Annotated in this window: 19 protein-coding genes; 12 read left to right on the top strand and 7 right to left on the bottom strand. The window is 69.4% G+C overall.

Annotation, left to right across the window (positions count from 1 at the left end; genetic code table 11):
• Positions 1 to 31: 31 nt before the first annotated feature.
• The 6 genes from U4012_RS27430 to U4012_RS27455 all read right to left on the bottom strand — a co-directional run bounded on the left by U4012_RS27430 (position 32) and on the right by U4012_RS27455 (position 5,946).
• Positions 32 to 979 (bottom strand): TauD/TfdA dioxygenase family protein, encoded by a 948-nt coding sequence (locus tag U4012_RS27430; RefSeq protein WP_044843860.1) that lies wholly within the window; start codon positions 977 to 979, stop codon positions 32 to 34.
• A 169-nt stretch (positions 980 to 1,148) separates the two neighbouring features.
• On the bottom strand, positions 1,149 to 2,105 hold the full coding sequence (locus tag U4012_RS27435) for a TauD/TfdA family dioxygenase (RefSeq protein WP_321802300.1): 957 nt from the start codon (positions 2,103 to 2,105) through the stop codon (positions 1,149 to 1,151).
• A gap of 162 nt (positions 2,106 to 2,267) precedes the next feature.
• On the bottom strand, positions 2,268 to 3,125 hold the full coding sequence (locus tag U4012_RS27440; RefSeq protein WP_321802301.1) for an ABC transporter ATP-binding protein: 858 nt from the start codon (positions 3,123 to 3,125) through the stop codon (positions 2,268 to 2,270).
• Positions 3,126 to 3,160: 35 nt separating this feature from the next.
• A complete protein-coding gene (locus U4012_RS27445; protein WP_321802302.1) occupies positions 3,161 to 3,985 on the bottom strand; it encodes an ABC transporter permease in 825 nt (274 codons plus the stop codon).
• Between the two features lie 24 nt (positions 3,986 to 4,009).
• Entirely contained in the window at positions 4,010 to 4,849 is an 840-nt protein-coding gene (locus U4012_RS27450; RefSeq protein ID WP_044843864.1) for an ABC transporter permease, read from the bottom strand.
• 14 nt (positions 4,850 to 4,863) lie between these two features.
• Positions 4,864 to 5,946, bottom strand: coding sequence for an ABC transporter substrate-binding protein (locus U4012_RS27455; protein WP_044843865.1), 1,083 nt, complete (start codon positions 5,944 to 5,946; stop codon positions 4,864 to 4,866).
• 810 nt (positions 5,947 to 6,756) lie between these two features.
• Between U4012_RS27455 and U4012_RS27460 the strand changes: the two genes are divergently transcribed.
• The 12 genes from U4012_RS27460 to U4012_RS27515 all read left to right on the top strand — a co-directional run bounded on the left by U4012_RS27460 (position 6,757) and on the right by U4012_RS27515 (position 17,271).
• A complete protein-coding gene (locus U4012_RS27460) occupies positions 6,757 to 6,939 on the top strand; it encodes a Flp family type IVb pilin (protein WP_044843866.1) in 183 nt (60 codons plus the stop codon).
• An 88-nt stretch (positions 6,940 to 7,027) separates the two neighbouring features.
• Positions 7,028 to 7,507 (top strand): prepilin peptidase, encoded by a 480-nt coding sequence (locus U4012_RS27465; protein ID WP_321802303.1) that lies wholly within the window; start codon positions 7,028 to 7,030, stop codon positions 7,505 to 7,507.
• A 19-nt stretch (positions 7,508 to 7,526) separates the two neighbouring features.
• Positions 7,527 to 8,558, top strand: a complete 1,032-nt coding sequence (gene cpaB, locus U4012_RS27470; protein ID WP_321802304.1) for a Flp pilus assembly protein CpaB — start codon at positions 7,527 to 7,529, stop codon at positions 8,556 to 8,558.
• A 53-nt stretch (positions 8,559 to 8,611) separates the two neighbouring features.
• Positions 8,612 to 9,991 carry a type II and III secretion system protein family protein gene (locus tag U4012_RS27475; protein WP_321802305.1) on the top strand — a complete coding sequence of 460 codons (1,380 nt, stop codon included), beginning with the start codon at positions 8,612 to 8,614 and terminating at the stop codon, positions 9,989 to 9,991.
• Between the two features lie 14 nt (positions 9,992 to 10,005).
• Positions 10,006 to 10,389 (top strand): CpaD family pilus assembly lipoprotein, encoded by a 384-nt coding sequence (locus U4012_RS27480; protein ID WP_044843870.1) that lies wholly within the window; start codon positions 10,006 to 10,008, stop codon positions 10,387 to 10,389.
• Positions 10,390 to 10,411: 22 nt separating this feature from the next.
• Positions 10,412 to 11,635: an AAA family ATPase gene (locus U4012_RS27485; protein WP_321802306.1), complete on the top strand. Its 1,224-nt coding sequence runs from the start codon at positions 10,412 to 10,414 to the stop codon at positions 11,633 to 11,635.
• Positions 11,632 to 13,044: a CpaF family protein gene (locus U4012_RS27490; RefSeq protein ID WP_321802307.1), complete on the top strand. Its 1,413-nt coding sequence runs from the start codon at positions 11,632 to 11,634 to the stop codon at positions 13,042 to 13,044. The genes U4012_RS27485 and U4012_RS27490 overlap by 4 nt, the downstream gene beginning before the upstream one ends.
• Positions 13,041 to 14,018, top strand: a complete 978-nt coding sequence (locus U4012_RS27495; protein WP_321802308.1) for a type II secretion system F family protein — start codon at positions 13,041 to 13,043, stop codon at positions 14,016 to 14,018. The genes U4012_RS27490 and U4012_RS27495 overlap by 4 nt, the downstream gene beginning before the upstream one ends.
• Positions 14,015 to 14,959, top strand: coding sequence for a type II secretion system F family protein (locus tag U4012_RS27500; RefSeq protein WP_124488402.1), 945 nt, complete (start codon positions 14,015 to 14,017; stop codon positions 14,957 to 14,959). The genes U4012_RS27495 and U4012_RS27500 overlap by 4 nt, the downstream gene beginning before the upstream one ends.
• A complete protein-coding gene (locus U4012_RS27505; protein WP_321802309.1) occupies positions 14,956 to 15,813 on the top strand; it encodes a tetratricopeptide repeat protein in 858 nt (285 codons plus the stop codon). The genes U4012_RS27500 and U4012_RS27505 overlap by 4 nt, the downstream gene beginning before the upstream one ends.
• Entirely contained in the window at positions 15,810 to 16,238 is a 429-nt protein-coding gene (locus U4012_RS27510) for a TadE/TadG family type IV pilus assembly protein (RefSeq protein WP_044843875.1), read from the top strand. Before U4012_RS27505 ends, U4012_RS27510 begins: the two co-directional genes overlap by 4 nt.
• Positions 16,231 to 17,271 carry a TadG family pilus assembly protein gene (locus U4012_RS27515; protein ID WP_124668360.1) on the top strand — a complete coding sequence of 347 codons (1,041 nt, stop codon included), beginning with the start codon at positions 16,231 to 16,233 and terminating at the stop codon, positions 17,269 to 17,271. Before U4012_RS27510 ends, U4012_RS27515 begins: the two co-directional genes overlap by 8 nt.
• On the opposite strand, the gene U4012_RS27520 is transcribed toward U4012_RS27515, so the two are convergent.
• A complete protein-coding gene (locus tag U4012_RS27520) occupies positions 17,235 to 18,497 on the bottom strand; it encodes a glycosyltransferase family 87 protein (RefSeq protein WP_321802310.1) in 1,263 nt (420 codons plus the stop codon). The genes U4012_RS27515 and U4012_RS27520 overlap by 37 nt on opposite strands.
• Positions 18,498 to 18,502 lie beyond the last annotated feature (5 nt).

Genomic DNA, 18,502 nt, shown 5'->3' on the forward strand with positions numbered 1-18,502 from the left:
GGCGCGCGTGCGCCGGCTGTCGACACGGCGGTCAGTTCAGCGCGACCGCGGCCGCTGCCTCGACCGGCGAGCCCTCGAGCGCGACGGACGCCCGGCCGTCGGGGCCGACCGGCACGTCGCCGATGAGCGTCGTGCGGTAGAGCTGGCGATCGAAGTCGAGATCGAAGATGTCGACCGGCGCGAGATGCGCGGTCGCGCGGTTGTCCCAGAACGCGATGCTGCGCGGCTCCCACTTGAAGCGGATCGTGAATTCCGGCCGCGTCACGTGTTCCCACAGCAGTTCGAGCAGGGCCTGGCTCTCGCGCGGCGTCAGCCCGACGATCGACTTCAGGAAACTCGGGCTCACGTACAGCGCGCGTTCGCCGGTCTCCGGATGCACGCGCACCAGCGGATGCTCGGTCACGAGCGGGCGGCGCTCGACGGCTTCGTCGAATGCGCCGGTCGCGCGTGCACCGGGCGGCGGCGTGAAGCGATGGATGCCGCGCAAGCCGTCGACGAAGTCGCGCAGCGGTGCGGACAGCGTTTCATAGGCGCGCACGAGGTTGGTCCAGTGCGTGTCGCCGCCGTACGGCGGAATCGTCACGCCGCGCAGGATCGACGCCCACGGCGGATTGACGGCGGCCGTCACGTCGGTGTGCCAGCCCGTCCACGGCCGGCGTACCGGCTCGCCTTCGAAGCGCGTCGCCTTGCGATGCTTCGCGATCGAATAGACGGCAGGATGACCGTCGACGTGGCCGAACACCGGGTGGCCGACGGTCGGCTCGCCGAACTGCGCGGAGAACGCGACATGCTGCTCGTGCGTGAGGAACTGCTCGCGGAAGAAGATCACGCGCCATTTCAGCAGCGCGGCGCGAATCGCGGCGATCTGCGGCGTGGTCAACGGCTGGGTGAGGTCGATGCCGCGAATCTCCGCGCCGATGTGGGCGGATAGCGGGATCACGTCGACCGGCTCGGCGGCGGGTACGGGTAGGGCGCTCATGCGACGCTCCTGGAGGAAGTGAACGGGGCGAACGGACGGCGACATCGTTGCGCATGCAAGCGTCGGCCCGGTGGCGGGAAGGTCATGGTCGGATCCTCCGGTCGGGAAGGCGGGAATGCAGGGTGGCGCCGGCACGGTGGCGACCGAAGCCGCCACCGTGCGGCGAACGTCATTGCAGCGTCGCGCCCGGCCCCTTCAGCACGACGCTGCGGCGGCCGTCGATGCCGACCGGCACGTCGCCGTGAACGGTCGCGCGACGCACGACGCGGCGTGCATCGCCGTAGTCGTTGATCGCGTAGTGCTGCGTCGCGCGGTTGTCCCAGATCGCGACGTCGCCTTGCTGCCAGTTCCAGCGCACGGTGTTCTCGAGGCGCGTCACGTGTTCGTGCAGCACCTGCAGCAGATGGGCGGAATCCTGCGACGACAGCCCCTTGATCTTCTGCACGAAGTGTCCGAGCACGAGCGTGCGCTCGCCGGTCTCCGGATGTACGCGCACGACCGGATGTTCTGTTTCGTAGACGGTCGACGTGAACACTTCGCGGTAGCGCTTCAGTTGCGTGTCGTCGGCATGCACGTGCGTCGACGCGTAGTCGTACGCGTTCGTGTGCACCGCCCACAGCGTGTCGGCGAGCGCGCGCAGCGACTCGGGAAGATGCGTGTATGCGGCCGCCGTGTTGGCCCACACGGTGTCGCCGCCGAACGGCGGAATCACGACCGCGCGCAGGATCGACACCTTCGGGTACGCGTCGACGAACGTCACGTCGGTGTGCCACGAATTGGCGCGCGCACCGTGCGCGGAATCGAGTTCGAGCAGGTGCGCGCTGCCGTCGACGGAGGGCACGGTCGGGTGGGCGACCGTCTCGCCGAAGCGGCGCGCGAAGGCTTCCTGCGCGGTGTCGTCGAGATGGCCCTGGTTGCGGAAGAACAGCACCTTGTGGCGCAGCAGCGCGGCCTGGATCGCGTCGAACGTCGCATCGTCGAGCGTGCCCGACAGCCGGACACCGGCGATTTCGGCGCCGATCCGGCCGGCGACCTGGCGAAGCTGAAGCGGGACGGCGGCCGTGCGCGGCGCGGCGGCGTGCGAAGCATGCGATGACGGGTGAGCGGCTTGCTGGACTTCGGACATCGGGAGTCTCCTGGGTCGGGTCGGTCGAGTCTCCATTCAAGCAGGGACCGCGCGGAACCGGAACCGATGAATCGTCACAACCTTAGTGCGCGCCGTGATGATCGATATGTGTCGGCATGCTGAGCGTTTCGGGCACGGCATCGGGCCCGCCGCGTGAGCGCATCACCACGCGAGCCGCCATGCGCCGATCCGGTGCGTATCGAGCGCCTCGTCACGGTTTGCCCGGCTGCCGCTGCCGCTGCCGCCGTTGCCGGGCGGTTCGAGATCGTCGAAATCGGCGAGTACCGCGTCGCGCAGCCGCGCGAATTCCGGCGAGTCGCGCCGGCGCGGCCGCGGCAACGCGACGTCGAGGATGCGCTCGATGCGCCCCGGGCGCGGCGCCATCGTGACGACGCGATCGCCGAGATACACGGCTTCGTCGACGTCGTGCGTGACCAGCACCATCGTGATGCGTTCCTGTTCCCAGATGCGCAGCAGTTCGTTCTGCATCCGCGCGCGCGTCTGTGCATCGAGTGCGCCGAACGGTTCGTCGAGCAGCAGCACGCGCGGGCGATTCACGAGGCCGCGCGCGATCGCGACGCGTTGCGCCATGCCGCCCGACAGCTGGTTCGGGTACGCATGCTCGAAGCCGTTCAGCCCGACGAGCGCGATGTGCTCGGCTACCGCGCGCCGTTTGGCCGGTGCGTCGAGCGGCGCATTGCGCAGTGCGGCCTCGATGTTCTGCGCAACCGTCAGCCACGGGAACAGCCGGTGATCCTGGAACACGATCCCGCGCTGCAGCGACGTGTCGCGCACCGTTTCGTCGCCGGCGCGGATTTCGCCCGCGTAGTCGGTATCGAGCCCGGCGATCAGGCGCAGCAGCGTCGACTTGCCGCAGCCGCTCGCGCCGACGATCGTGATGAACTCGCCGGCACGCACGTGCAGCGACACGTCGTCGAGCACGGCGAGCGACGCGCCGCGTTGCGCATAGCGTTTGCTCACGTGGAGGATATCGAGCGAATCGGAAGCGAGAGTCGTCATGGCGGAAAGGGAAGCAACGGGAAGGAAGAGGGCGATCAGCGGCGCAGCTCGCCGCGCCGGGCCAGCACCTTGCGCTCGATCGCACGCGCGACCGCGTTCAGCGCCCAGCCGGTCACGCCGACGACGATGATCCCGAACAGCACGAGATCCATCCGGAACTGCTCGCTGCCGTCGATCAGCGTGTTGCCGATCCCGGCGCCCGCGACGAGCAGGTACTCGGCGCCGAGCGTCGCGAGCCACGAGTAGATGAGGCCGAGATACAGCCCGGTGAAGATCGACGGCAGCGCGGCGGGCAGGATCACGTGGCGCACCAGCTGAAGCCGCGAATAACGTAGCGCGCGGGCCACGTCGACGTACGTGCGCGGTACCGCATGAATGCCGTCGCACGTATGCGCGGCGACCGGCAGCAGCGCGGCGAGCGACAGGAACACGACCTTGGCGACGTCGCCGAGGCCGAACCAGACGGAAATCAGCGGAATCCACGCGAACAGCGAGATCTGCTTGAACGTGTCGAAGCTCGGGCCGACCATGCGCGCGGCGACGCGCGACAGCCCGAGCGCGGTGCCGAGCAGCAGGCCGCCGGTCGCGCCGATCGCGAAGCCGCACGCTTCGCGCGCGAGCGATGCCGACAACGCACGCGCGAGCGCGCCGCTGGTCGTCTGGGTCCACGCGGTGTGCAGCACGTCGGCCGGGCCGACCAGCAGCCCGCTCTTGACGAGGTGCGCGGACGACACGGCCCACCAGAGCGCGAGCGTGGCGAGCGGCAGGACGAAACCGCGCCAGTCGGGCACGGGAAAGCGACGGGCGATCCTGACGGCGGGCGCTGGGGCGTCCGATGCGGACGTGGCGTCAAGCGGCATGGGAGGAGAATCCTTGAATCGGGTTCAACCGCGGAATGCGGACGGCACGCCGCGGCGCAGCCGTGCTTCGAGCGCGTCGAGCAGCCGATTGATCGCGAGGCCGACCGCGCCGACCACGATCACCGCCGCCATCACGAGATCGAGCTGGAACAGCTGGCGCCCGTACACGATCAGGTAGCCGAGCCCTTCCGACGACGCGACGAGTTCGACGACGACGAGCGCGAGCCACGATTTCGTGAATGCGAGCCGCACGCCGGTCGCGAGCGTCGGAATCGCGGCCGGCAGCACGACGTGGACGATGCGCTGGCGGCGCGTATAGCCGAACACGCGTGCGGCTTCATCGAGCGCGGGCGGCGCCTGGCGGAACCCCTGCAGCGTGCTCATCGTCACGGGGACGAGCGCCGCATGCGCGATCAGCAGGTACTTCAGCGGCTCGCCGACGCCGACGAGCAGCAGCAGGAACGGCAGCCAGCCGAGCACGGGAATCTGCACGAGCGCGTTGAAGCCGGGCAGCACGTAGGCTTCGAGCGTGCGCGACAGGCCGAGCGCCGCGCCGGTCGCGAAACCGAGCAGCGTGCCGGCCGCGAAGCCGACCAGCACGCGCTGCAGGCTGATCAGCGTGTGGCGCGCGAGATCGCCGCTGGCCGCGAGCTCGGCGAGCGAGTCGGCGACGTGCGCGGGCGGCGGCAGGATCTGCGGTGCGATCCAGCCGCGCGCGCTGCCGACGGTCCACAACACGAACAGCAGCGCGGGCAGCGCCCACGGCGCGAGCAGCCACGCCACGCGTTTCGCGGCCGCCGCGCGGGACGGCGCGGCGCGCGCGTGCGAATCGGACGACGGAATCGGGATCGCGGTGTCGCTCATCGGGCGGGTCCGGGTCAGGAGAGGGGCTTGCCGGCCGCGTCGTAGCGCGGCCAGTAGTGCTCGAGGTGCTGCGCGCGCAACGCGTTGTCGAGATACTTCGGCTCGAACCAGCCGTCGACGTCGACCGGCTGGCGGATCAGTTTCAGCTTCAGCGCGTCCTGCGCGACGGCCTTGTAGCGCGCGACGAGGAACGGATCGATCAGCGGCGACAGGCGGTCCTTCAGGCGCTGGTTCGCGTAGTCGGCCTGCCACGACGTATACGGCACGCCGCTTTTTTCCCACAGCCTGAACAGCGCATCGCGGTTCGCTTCGTCGGACGACCATTGCGCACCCTTGACCAGCGCGTTGACGACGCGTTGCACGATGTCCGGATGCGCGTGCTCGAAGTCGTCGAGCACGAGCAGGTGGGTCTGCCGCGTGTACTGCGGGCCGTCGTTCTGCGATTCGTAGATGATTTTCGCGAGGCCCGCGTCGCGCAGTTTGTACAACTGATAGTCGCCCACCGACGCGTCGATGCCCTTCGACGCGAGCGCGGCGAGCGAACTCGCGGAGTCGAGGTTGATCACGCGCAGGTCGCGTTCGCCGAGGCCGTTCTTCGCGAGCGCGTTGTCGGCGACGAGCTGCAGGTTCGTGCCGCGGAAGATCGACACGCGGCGGTCCTTCAGGTCGGTGATCGAGCGGATGCCGGAGTCGGGCGGCACCGCGATCTTCACGCCCGAGCGCACGCTCGCGGCGAGCAGCAGGCGCGTCCTGATGCCGTTCGAGCGCGCGAGCACGGCCGGCAGGTCGCCCTGGTAGGCGAAGTCGAGCGCCTTGTTGGCGATCGCCTCGTTGACGGCCGGGCCCGCGCCCTTGAAGAACAGCCACTGTACCTTGATGCCGTCGGCCGCGAATTCCTTTTCGACGAGTTGCTGCAACTGCGCGGTGGCCGCGCTCGACCCACCGAAGGTCGGCGGATCGCCGGTGCCCTGCTGGGCGACGCCGATGCGGATCGTGGCGGGCTTGTCGGCGTGCGCGGCGGCAGCGGGCAACGCGACGAGGGACGCGATCAGCAGCGATCGCAGCAGGCGCAGTGGAGACGGGAATCGGTCGATCATGGTGCGTCGGATGGTGAGGAGTCGAAATCGGGCCGGAGGGTGTCGAACCATTCTGGAGGACGCCTCGGGCGCGGGACAAGCAACGATTTGAACTATGCTTATCGCCGCGTTTCGGGTTGGCAAATCATGCATGGCGCCGATTGGAAATGGCGAGACAGGCGAGCGCGGCGTGCGGATTCCGCACGCCGATCGGCGGCGAATCGAGCGTCGGTGACAGCGGCGCCGATCCGGATCGGGCGATACGATCAGGCGCGCAAAATTTTCCGGATCATGCCGGCGCGCACGAAAAAGATGCCGGGAAACGCACGCGCGAGTTCGTTTCAAGTTCGGGCAGGTAAATCACACCGCATATCGGAAAACTGAATAAAAATCATCGAATTGCAACGGCGTCGGCAACGATGCATCCCGTTATTAACATTCTTACTGCGCGCCGCTCCGGGCTTGTTGCATCATGCTGAAAAGCGGCAAATGGCATGCGCGAATTTCATCGCTGAAGGGCGCCGCCCATAAATGCACTCTGACGCTAAATAATTTGAAATCGCCGAAAAAATTGTCTATACCCTAGACGAATCAGTGTGAATTGCATTGTGCCAATGCAGTTATGCAACAAGCGCACGCATGTCGCGGCGGATTCCATTGCCGACCATCGCGCGTTGCAGCGATCGAATGGATTCCGGGGGATGCGCATGGCCCGACGACAGGGCTGCCGCATGAGTCATGAATGGGCGAAAACGCCGTGCGTGCCACCGAAGCAGCGCCGCTTCTTTTCACTCAACGGTCGATCACCGACCCCGTCACACGGAGGTTGTCATGCTGCAATACGTCAAGACCTTGCTGCGCGATGAACGCGGCGTCAGCTCGCTCGAGTACGCGGTTCTGGCCGGCATCGTCGTGGTCGCACTGGCGGCGGTCGGGGTGATCCTCAGCAGTACATCCGGCGGCTTGCCGGCCGTGTTCACCGCGCTGATCAACAAGGTCACGGCGCTGATCTGATCTCCTGAACCCGCGCGCCGCCGACGAACACACGGATCCGCAGCGGTACGACGTATCCAGCCGGGGCGCGCCGACGGACGGCTCTCCGATGCTCTTTCTCGTACAGTCGGCGGCGACGCTCGTGCTGGTGTCGCTCGCGACGCAGGATGTGCGCGCGCGGCACCTGTCCAATCGCGCGGTGCTGGCGTTCGCGATGCTGTATTTCGTTGCGGCGGCACTCGCGCGCGAAGGGCTCGCGCACGTCGCCGGTCACGTGGCGACCGCCGCGGCGATGCTGCTGCTGTTCGCCGGCCTGCGTCACGCGGGCTGGATCGCCGGCGGCGACGTGAAGCTCGCGGCGGCGGTATTCCTGTGGGCCGGCCCGGCGCTCGCGTTCCCGGTGTTGACGATCGTCGGTGCGAGCGGCGCCGCGTGCGGCGTCGCCGCGCTCGCGGCCGTCGCATGGCAGCGTCGCGCCGCGCCGGCGCGTACGATTGCGACGCGCGGCGTGCCGTACGGAATCGCGCTCGCGTTCGGCGGGGCGCTGGCCGTCTGGGCGCCGTTCCCTCACGCGGTTTCGCTTGCCTAGACCGGGGACGCACGCCGCCATGCCCAAACCCCTGAGAATGACCGTGCTGATCATCGCTGCCGCGATCGGCGCGTTCATCCTGCGCCAGCTGTATGTCGCCGCGTCGACGCCGCCGGTGCCCGGCGAAGCGGCCGAGGTACGCGTGCGCGTCGCGGCGGCGGACCTGCCCGAAGGGCTGCTGCTGCGCGACAACGATCTCGCGTGGAAGCGCATGCCGCGCACGCAGGTGCCGGCCGGTGCGTTCGTCGAGTCGCAACCGGGCGCGGACCTGAAAGGCGCGCTGCTGCGCAACCGTGTCGACGCCGGCGCGCCGATCCGTGCGGACAACGTGATTCCGGGCGCCGCGCCGGATTTTCTCGCGGCCGCGCTGCAGCCCGGTATGCGCGCGATCTCGGTGCCGGTCGACGACGTGTCGGGCAACGCGGGGCTGATCCAGCCGGGCGACTTCGTCGACGTGGTGCTCACGCAGGAGATCGGCGGTTCCGCGACGACGCCCGGCACGTTCGAAGCGGAGACGGTCGTGCGGCGCGCGCGCGTGCTCGCGGTCGGCTCGGAATTCCAGCGTGCGAAGACGCCTGCGAGTGCGCCGGACGTGCCGGCCCGCGCGCGCACGGTCACGCTCGAGGTCGCGCCGCGCACCGCGCAGGTCGTGCTGGTCGCGACGCGCCTCGGCTCGCTGTCGCTGTCGCTGCGCAGCTTCGCGACGAGCGATCGCCGGCAGGCGGCGGGCGGCGACGAAGCGGAGCCCGATACGCCGCCGGTGTGGGCCGGCGACGTGTCGCGCGCGGCGCGCCGTGCGCAGCTGGCGCCGCCCGCGAGAACGGACGCCGGCACGCGGCCGGCGCCGCAGGGCAATACGGTCGTGATCTATCGCGGCTCGTCGGTCGACGACGGGTCGCACGGCAGCGGCACCGGCACGCCGGGCTTGCCGCCGCTGCCGTCCGGCTGGATGGGCACGCTGGTTGCGCCGGCGGCGCCCGCGGCGCCCCCGGGCGGCAATGTCGCCGCGGATGCGACGGCGCAGGCGCCACGGATCGCGGCGCCGCAGTGAGCAGTGACGATTCGGGCCGGCCGCCCGGCGGCCGGCATTTGACGGGAACACGCATGGTGCGCATGGTTCGTTGGATCGCTTTCTGGTGCCTGGCCTGCATCGTCGCGCCGGACGTCGCACTCGCGCAGCGCGCGGGAGCGGCGGACGCCGGCGCGGCGTTGTCGATCGCGACCGGCAAGGGCGAGATGCTGTCGCTGGCCGAACCCGCGACCGCGATGTTCGTCGCGGACCCGAGCATCGCGGACATCCAGGTGCCGTCGCCGCGCACCGTGTTCGTGTTCGGCAAGAAGGCCGGCACCACCACTCTGATCGCGCTCGGCGCGAACCATCGGCCGATCCTGCGCCGTACGGTGATCGTGCAGGTCGACACCGCGTCGTTGCAGGCGGTGCTCGACAGCCGCTTTCCGCAATTGAAGCTGTCGGTGTCCGGCGCGCCGGGCTCGCTGATGGTGGCGGGCAAGGTGCCGAGCGCGGCCGACGCGGACGCCGTGATGCAGTCGCTCGCGCCTTACGTCAACGACAAGGAAAAGATCGTCAACCGGCTCACGCTGTCGCGCCCGATCCAGGTGAACCTGCGCGTGCGCGTGACCGAGGTGAGCCGCAACGTCACGCAGCAGCTCGGCATCAACTGGAGCTCGCTCGGCTCGGCCGGCAACTTCTTCGGCGGCTTGCTCAGCGGCCGCACGCTGTTCGATCCGACGACCAAGGTGTTCAACCTGTCGCCGACCGGTGCGTATTCGGTGCTCGGCGGCTTCCGCGCGGGGCGCTGGTCGATCGACGTCGTGCTCGACGCGCTGGATCAGGAAGGCCTGATCACGATGCTCGCGGAGCCGAATCTCACCGCGATGTCCGGCCAGACCGCGAGCTTTCTCGCGGGCGGCGAAATTCCGATCCCGGTCGCGCAGGCCGGCAACACCGGCGCGATCACGGTCGAGTTCAAGCCGTTCGGCGTGTCGCTCGACTTCACGCCGACCGTGCTCGCCGACAACCGGATCAGCCTGAAGGTGCGCCCGGAGGTGAGCGAGGTCGATTCGAACAACAGCGTGACGACCGGCAGCGTCAGGGTGCCGGGGCTCTCGGTGCGGCGCGTCGAGACGACGGTCGAGCTGTCGAGCGGGCAGAGCTTCGCGATCGGCGGGCTGCTGCAGAGCCAGACGGCGGATACCGTGGCGCAGGTGCCGGGGCTCGGCCGGCTGCCGATCATCGGCCGGCTGTTTTCGTCGAAGAACTTCCAGGACAACAAGACCGAGGTCGTCGTGATCGTGACGCCGTACATCGTGCAGCCGACCGGCCCCGGCCAGCTCGAGCAGGCGCTCGACACCGTCGCGCGGCCGAGCAGCGATCTCGAGTTCGCGATCCAGCGCAATCTCGGGCTCGACCTGCTGACGGGCGACACGCCGCGCCTCGTCGGCGCCGCGGGCTTCGTGTACTGACCGGAGGAGCGCGCATGCGAGTTCGAACCATCGTCGCCGCCTTGCCGCCACTGGTGCTTGCGGGCTGCTTCTCGGCGCCGCCGCCGCTCAACCTGCCCGATGCGCGCGCGATCGGCTTCGACGGCGTGCACGCGGTGCCGCCCGACTGCGCGAAGCTGATGCAGCCGTCGCATCTCGTCGATGCGGGGTTCGGGCGGCCCGGCGTGCCGTTCGGCTGCGCGACCTACACGAATCTCGCGACGATGCTCGCGCGGCCGGAGGATCTGGTCGCGCCCGTGCCGTACGGCGGCGCCGATGCGCAAGTCGCCGCCGACGCGGTGCGCCGCTACGTCGAGGATCGCGTGAAGCAGCCGGCTCCGGACAAGACGCTGACGACGACCGGCTCGCCCGGCCACTGACCCGCTCCCGATGCCCATCGCGATGCCGCCCATGAACGTCCTCGATCGCCAGAATGCCAAGCGCGCCGCCGCAGCCGGTGCGGCGGATCTCATCGCGGTCGTGTCCGATGCCGGCAGCGAAGACGTGATCCGCCGCGTCGCCCAGGACCTGTCGATCGCGCGCGCCCACGTGCAGCCGGGCAACTGCGACGACGCGATCCGGCTGCTGCAGCAGCACGAGCGCTCGCCGCGCCAGCTGATCGTCGACGTGTCGGATTCGGTGCTGCCGGTGTCCGACCTGATGCGGCTCGCCGACGTGTGCGATCCGTCCGTGAGGGTGGTCGCGATCGGCACGCAGAACGACGTCGGGCTGTTCCGCAACCTGCTCGGCATCGGTGTGCAGGACTACATCGTGAAGCCGCTGACCGTCGAGTTGATGCGGCGCGCGTTGACCGCGACGGAATCGGTCGTGCAGGTGCGCACCGGCAAGATCGTCAGCTTCGTCGGCGCGCGCGGCGGCGTCGGCACGACGACGGTCGCGGTGAGTCTCGCGCGCTGCCTGGCGGGCGAGAAGCGCCGCCGCGTGGCATACGTCGACCTGAACCTGCACGGCGGCGGCGCGAACTCGCGGCTCGGGCTGTCGAGCAACAACGGGCTGATCGAACTGCTGAACATGGAACAGCGTCCCGACGACGCGTTGTTCGACCGCATGTTCGTCACGAAGGGCGACCGCCTGCACGTGCTCTCGGCCGAACTGGCGTACGGCGACGACGCGCCGCTGCGCGACGATGCGATCGCGTCGCTCGTCGAGATGCTGAAGGACCGCTTCCATTACGTGCTGTTCGACGTGGGCAACCGCGCCGGCAAACTGTTCGAGGATGCGCTGACGGTGTCAGATCTCGTCTATATCGTCGCCGATCGCTCGGTGCATGCCGCGTACGAAGCCGCACGGCTTGCGCGCTTCGTGAGGGAACTGCCCGGCGAGCGGCTGCTGTCGATGATGCTGAACAACCCGCTCGAGCCGGTCAAGGGGCGCGTCGCGCAGGCCGACTTCGAGGACGCATTCGGCGGCGTGCGGCTGCGCGAGCTACCGCACGAGCCGCAGACGCTCGCGGTCGCCGAGAACCTCGGCGAGCCGATCGAAGGCACGAAACGCCGCGGCTTCCTGGACGAGATCCGGTTGCTCGCGAACGGCATCACCGGCGAATCGATGGCCGTCGCGCAGCCGTGGTACGCGCGCTTCGTGAAATGGAGGAAAGGATCGTGACGTTCGGTACCCGCAAACGGCCGACGCCTGTGCCCGAGCCGGCGGCTTCTCCTGCCGCGCCGCGCGACGACGCGACGGCACCGGTCCCGACAGCGAGCCAGGCGCCCGCGTCCGCGCGCGGGCTTGCGGTGGCCGATACCCACGAGGCGCTGATTCGTTCCGGCAAGTTCGACGCGATTCGCACCGCGGTGTTCTCGTCGATGAACATGTCGGCGGCGCTGATGAAGACGCGCGACGAAGTGCGCGCGGGCATCGAGCAGGTGGCCGCGCACACGGTCGAGCGCGAGCGCCTGAAGATCACCGCGGGCGAGCAGGTGCTGATCGTCGACGCGATCCTGAACGACATGTTCGGCGTCGGGCCGATCGAGCCGCTGCTCGCCGACGACACCGTTTCCGACATCCTCGTAAACGGCCCCGACCAGGTGTACGTCGAGCGCGCGGGCCGGCTCGAACTCACGCCGCTGAAGTTTCGCGACAACGCGCACGTGACGAGCGTCGCGCAGCGGATCGCGGCCGCGGTCGGGCGCCGCGTCGACGAGAGCAGCCCGATGGTCGACGCGCGGCTTGCCGACGGCAGCCGCGTGAACGTGGTCCTGCCGCCGATCGCGATGCGCGGCGCGTCGATCTCGATCCGCAAGTTCGCGAAGCGCGACATCACGCTCGCGCGGATGGCGCATCAGGGCAACATTTCGCACGGGATGCTGCAGGTGCTGAAGATCGCGTGCGCGTGCCGGCTGAACATCGTGATCTCGGGCGGCACCGGGTCGGGCAAGACGACGCTGCTCAACGCGCTGTCGCAACACATCGAGGAGCACGAACGGATCGTGACGATCGAGGATGCGGCCGAGCTGCAACTGCTGCAGCCGCACGTCGTCAGTCTCGAGACGCGGCCGGAGAATACGGAAGGGCTCGGCGGGATCTCGCAGCGCGACCTCGTGCGCAACGCGCTGCGGATGCGGCCCGACCGCATCATCCTCGGCGAAATCCGCGGCGCGGAAGCGTTCGACGTGCTGCAGGCGATGAATACCGGGCACGACGGCTCGATGACGACGATCCATGCGAACTCGCCGCGCGACGCGATCAGCCGGCTCGAAAGCATGGTGATGATGGCGAACGCGAACCTGCAGCTGCTGTCGATCCGGCGCCAGATCGCGAGCGCCGTGCACCTGTTCGTGCAGGTCGAGCGGATGCGCGACGGCGTGCGCCGCGTGACCCGGATCACCGAGATCGTCGGAATGGAAGGCGAGGTGGTGATCACGCAGGACCTGTTCGCGTTCCGCCAGGAAGGCGACACGACGCGGGACGTGGTGAAAGGCGTGTTCGAGGCGTCGTCGCTGCGGCCGGCGTTCGCGCCGCGCGCCGCGTACTACGGCGTCGAGGACGCGCTCACCGAGGTCTTCCGGCAATGAGCACCGCGGACCTGCTCGCGCTCGGCGCCTTCGTCGTGATCCTCGCGGCGGGCCTCGCGCTGTCCGCGTGGCTGGACCGTGCGCGCCACACGCCGGAGCAGCGCATTCGCGAGCGGATGCGGCACCTTGCGCCGTCGCTGGCGGGTCGGGAAGCCGGTGCGGCCGCTGCACCCGGCATCGCGCTGTTCAACCTGCCGCGGCGGCAAAGCCGCGCGCGCGCGTGGCTGCAGCGCTACGTGACGCGCGTGCGGGCGGTTGGCGGCGAACGCGGGATGCGGATCGTCGTCGCCGGCACGATCGCCGGCGCGATTGCCGCGATCGTGGTGGTGCAACTCGTCGCGTTGCCGCGCGCTCTCCATCCGCTGATCTACGTCGGGCTGCCGCTGGTGGCGATGCGCGCCAGCTATCGCGCGCTGGTCGAGCGGTTCCGGCTGCGTTTTCTCGAAGCGTTCCCGGACGCGATCGACCTGATCGTGCGGGCGGTGCGCGCGGGCATTCCGGTCACGCAGGCGATCAGCACGGTGGGCGACAGCGCGGCGGAGCCGGTGCGCTCGACCTTTCGCTCGATGGGCGACAGCCTGCGCGTCGGCGCGGATCTGAAGGACGTGCTGACGCACGCGGCAGACCGGCTGATGATCGCGGATTTCTCGTTCTTCACCGTCTACCTGCTGCTGCAGCGCGAGACCGGCGGCAGCCTCGGCGAGACGCTCGACGAGTTGTCGAGCATCATCCGCACGCGCCGCGACATCCGCCTGAAAACGCGCGCGTTGACCGCCGAGGGGCGGATCACGACGAAGATCATTTCGGCGGTGCCGTTCGTGATGATCGGCGCGCTGTTCCTCGTGAACCGCGCGTACGTGATGCTGCTGTTCGACACGCATGCCGGACGCGTGATGCTGACGATCGCCGCGGTGCTGCTGACGATCGGACTGCTGACGATTCACAAGATCTCGAAACTGGATACCGCGCGATGACGATGTCGATGCTGGCCGCCCGCGGCCTCGAACTGTTGCTGCTGCTCGCGTGCGTCGCGGCGGCGCTCGCGACGCCCGGCGGCGGCACGCGCCGGCGAATCGCGGAGCGCGTGCAGCAGGCGGCCGGGCAACGTCCGCTGTCGCTGGTGGCGGGGCGGCTGCAGCCGGGCGAGGTACGTCAGGACCTGACGCGGCGGCTCGCGCAACTCGGCGAGCGGTTGCCCGTGCTCGACCCGATGCAGCGTGTGAAGCTCGGGCTGCAGCTGACGCGCGCGGGCTTTCGCGAGCGGCGTGCGGTGTCGTCGATGATCGGCATCAAGCTGAGCTGCGGCGTGCTGCTCGCGGGCGTCGCGATCGTGTTCAGCCCGTACATTCCGCGCTTCGGCGAATACGTCGTGATCCGGGCGCTGGCGATGGTCGCCGCGTTCGTGATCGGCGTGATCGTGCCGGAATACGTGCTCGGCGCAATGATCCGGCGGCGTCGGCGGATCATCGCCGCGTGCTTTCCGGACGCCCTCGACCTGCTCGTGATCTGCACGATGGCCGGCAACAGCCTCGTATCGGGCGTGCGGCGCGTCGCGCGCGAACTCGAGCGCATCTGCCCGCCGCTCGCCGACGAGCTGACGGTATGCGCGGACGAGCTGACGCTGAGCGGCAACGTATCCGAAGCGCTCACGCATTTCGCGACGCGCGTCGACTTTGCGTCGGCGCGCTCGCTTGCCACGACGCTCACGCAATCGCAGCGCTTCGGCACGCCGATCACGCAGGCGTTGCGGACTCTGTCGCGCAGCGAGCGCACCGAGCAGATCGTCGCGCTCGAGGAGCAGGCCGCGAAGCTCGCGCCGAAGATCACGCTGCCGATGATGCTGTTCATCCTGCCGACGGTCGGCCTGATCGCGGCGGGCCCGGCGGCGATTCGCCTGCTCGAGGTGTTCAAATGACACGATCCGTGATCCGTGCGTTCGCATTCGCGGCGGTGTTGCCGGTGCTGGCCGGCGGCTGCACGCCCGGCATCCAGACGCGGCCGGCGTTGTCGCACAAGAGCGACGACCCGCAGGCCGAACTGCGCATTGCCGACAGCGCGCTCGCCGGCGGCAACGTCGATCTCGCGTCGACGCTGTACGAGAAGGTGCTCGCCCGGCATCCCGATTCGCTCCCGGCGCGCCTCGGGTTGGGCGACGTCAGCTACCGCGCGGGCGATCTGGAGCGCGCGCGGATTCTCTACGAGCAGGCACGACAGCAGGCACCCGCGGAACCCGGGCCGCAGGTCGGGCTCGCGCGCGTCGCGTTGCGGCAGCGCCGGCTCGACGAGGCCGCCCAGCGCTACCGCGAGCTGCTGGCCGCGCAGCCGAACCTGCCGCTCGCGGCGGAAGGGCTCGGTACGGTGCTCGACCTGCAGGGCCGCCATGAAGACGCGCAGGCCGTATACCGCGATGCGCTGCGCGCGCATCCGGATGCGCAGGGCTTGCGCGTCGACCTCGGGCTGTCGCTCGTGCTGAGCAACCGGCCGCGCGAAGGCGTGAATGTGCTGCTCGACGTGGCCGGGTTGCCCGATGCGCCGTGGCAGGCGCGCCAGAACCTCGCGTTCGCGTATGGCGTGCTCGGCAACACCGATTCGGCGAAGAAGCTGTTGTCGGCGGATCTGCCCGCATCGGCGGTGGCCGACAATCTGCGCGTCTACGAGGCAGTGCGCGCGCAGCTTGCGGCGCGCCAGGCGCCCGCCGCCGCACGACCGTCGACGGGGGCCGCGCTCGACCCGCACGCGCTGCCGCCCGCCGCGGGGGCGGCAAGATGACACGCCAGGCGATGGGCGTCCGTCACGCGCGCGGCGTCGTATCCCTCGAGTTCGTGCTGATGCTGCCGTTCCTGCTGATGGTGCTGATCGGCATCATCGACACGAGCCTGCTGCTGTGCGACAAGGCCGTCATCACGAACGCGAGCCGCGAGGCCGCGCGCGCGGGCGTCGTGCTGCGCGTGCCGATGCTGACCCCGACACAGATCGCCAACGTCGCGTCGACCTACACGCAGAACAGCCTCATCACCGGCGGCACCGCGACGACGCCGACCATCACCGTGACGCAGGCGAACGGCACGACGGCCGGCACCGCGCTGACGGTCACGGTGACCTACACGTATTCGGGGCTGGTGCTGGGGTCGGCATTCAGCGCGCTGACCGGCCCGGTGACGATCTCGGCCAGCTCGGTGATGCTCTATGAATGACGCAGCCGGCACGCCATGCATCGGCGCCACGCGCGAGCGCGGCTCCGTCGCGCTGTTCTTTCTGCTGTTCCTGATTCCGCTGTTGTCGTTCGGCGCGCTGGCAATCGACATCGCGTGGGTGGCCACGGTGCGCAACCAGTTGCAGAACGCTGCCGACGCGGCCGCGCTCGCGGCGGCCGACGCGATGATGTCGCCCACGGGCGGCGCGCTGAACTGGTCGCAGGCCGCGCCGGCGGCGAACGGCGTGATCGCGCAGAATGCGGCGGCAGGCGCGCCGCTCGCGACCGGCACGGTGACGACCGGCTACTGGAACGTGACGCGCAACCCGGCATCGATGCAGCCGACGACCATCACGCCCGGCCAATACGACGTGCCGGCGGTTCAGGTGACCGTGTCGCGCGCGCCGGGCGTGAACGGCGGCTCGATTCCGCTGCTGCTCGGCGGGCTGCTCGGCATTCCGGGCGCGTCCGGCAGCGCGACCGCGATCGCGGTGCTCGCCGCGCCGGGCGGGGTGGCGGCGGGCGGGCTCTTTCCGGTCGCGATCGACCAGTGCGTGTACAACCAGTACTGGAACACGCTAACCAACCAGCCGCTGATCAATCCGCTGACCAACCTGCCGTACGAATTCTCGATCACGAACGGCCAGACCTACGGCACGCTGTGCATGGGCGGCCAGTGGACGTCGTTCCAGTCAACCGCGAGCGACACGACGACGATGGGCGGCCTGATGGTGACCGGCAACCCGACGACGCTCAATATCGGCGACAGCATCTATCTCGCGACCGGCGTGAAGGCGACGCTCTACACGTCGGTGCCGGTCGGCACGACGGTCGTGCTGCCGGTCGTCACGCAGACGGCGAGCAGCACCTACGTGCCGATCGTCGCGTTCGCGGCGTTCCGGATCGACGTGTCGCTCGGCGGCACGTACAAGTACATCCAGGGGCACTTCGTCGCCGGCGTGAAGATGACCGGCGTCGCGACGGGCGTCGGGCCGTACTACGGGCTGTACGTGCCGCCGCGGCTCGCGTTGTGAGCGTCGTGCCGCGCGCGGCGCAGCAGCACGAGCAGCGCGAAGAGCGTCACGGCCGGGCCGATCTGCGGCAGCAGCAGCCACGGGTTCAGGTATTCGGCGACCGGCAGCGCCCACATCAGCGCGATCGCGGCCTGTTCGCCACGCAGCCAGCCGTTGCGCCAGCCGATCGACAGCATGCAGGCGATTGCGATGGCGAGCCACGCAAGTTCGTAGTGCCACACGTACGGGTTCGCCACGAGCGTCGCGACCGCCAGCACGGCGGCGCGCACGCGAGTATCGCGCGATTGCGTCCATGCGATGCACGCGGCGGCGATCGCGATTGCCGCAATACACGCTTGCGCGGCATAGGCGGCGCCGAGCGGCACGCCCGCAAGCCGGAACGCCGCGAACGGCGTCGGCGACGCGAGCCAGAACACGACACCGTGTTCGAGGACGATCGATCGCGCGAGTCCGGTGCTGGCGACGAACAGGCGCAGCGACTCGATGCCGCAAATCAGGACGCTCAGCGCGACGAACGTGCCGGTGGCGAGCGCGGCCCATGCGATCGTGCGCCATGCGCGCACGGCGACCAGCACGAACGGGAACAGCAGCGCCATCTGCGGCTTGACCGACAGCAGGCCGATGCAGAGGCCCGCCCAGATCGGCCGCCGATCGGCCCAGTGGACGGCCAGCGCCGCGCACGATGCGGTCAGGAACGCGTTTTGCCCGAGCGTCGCGGTGACGAACACGCAAGGTGCGGCGGCCAGCGCGAGCGGGCCGATGCGCGATGCGCCCGGAATCGTGCCGAGACGCGAAACGCGCCACGCGACGAGGCCGAGCACGACGACGCCGATCGCGACGAACACCGGGTAACCGAGCGCGAAGGGCAGTAACGCCAGCGGTGTCACGAGCAGCAGATAGGTGGGCGGGTACAGCCACGGGGCGAAGACGTCGCGGCGAAGGTGCGTGAACAGCCCGGTCGTCAGCCGCGAGAAGGTTGAGAAGTCGTACGCCTGCGCCGGCGAGCCGTGCAGCATCACGTACGAGGCCGACCAGAACACCGAGAAGTCGGCACCGGGGCGTGCCCCGATGCTTCCGGATCCGTGACGAACGACGGTCGTCCAGATCGCGATGAACAGTGCGTCGAGCACGAGCATCAGCACGCTGTACACGACGACGCGCCGCAGCGTGAGCCACGCGCACACGGGCCGCTCCGCCGAGCGCATCGATTCGCGGGGAATGTCCAATTGCG

Source organism: Burkholderia sp. BCC1988 (genome assembly GCF_905339895.1).
Taxonomy (GTDB): domain Bacteria; phylum Pseudomonadota; class Gammaproteobacteria; order Burkholderiales; family Burkholderiaceae; genus Burkholderia.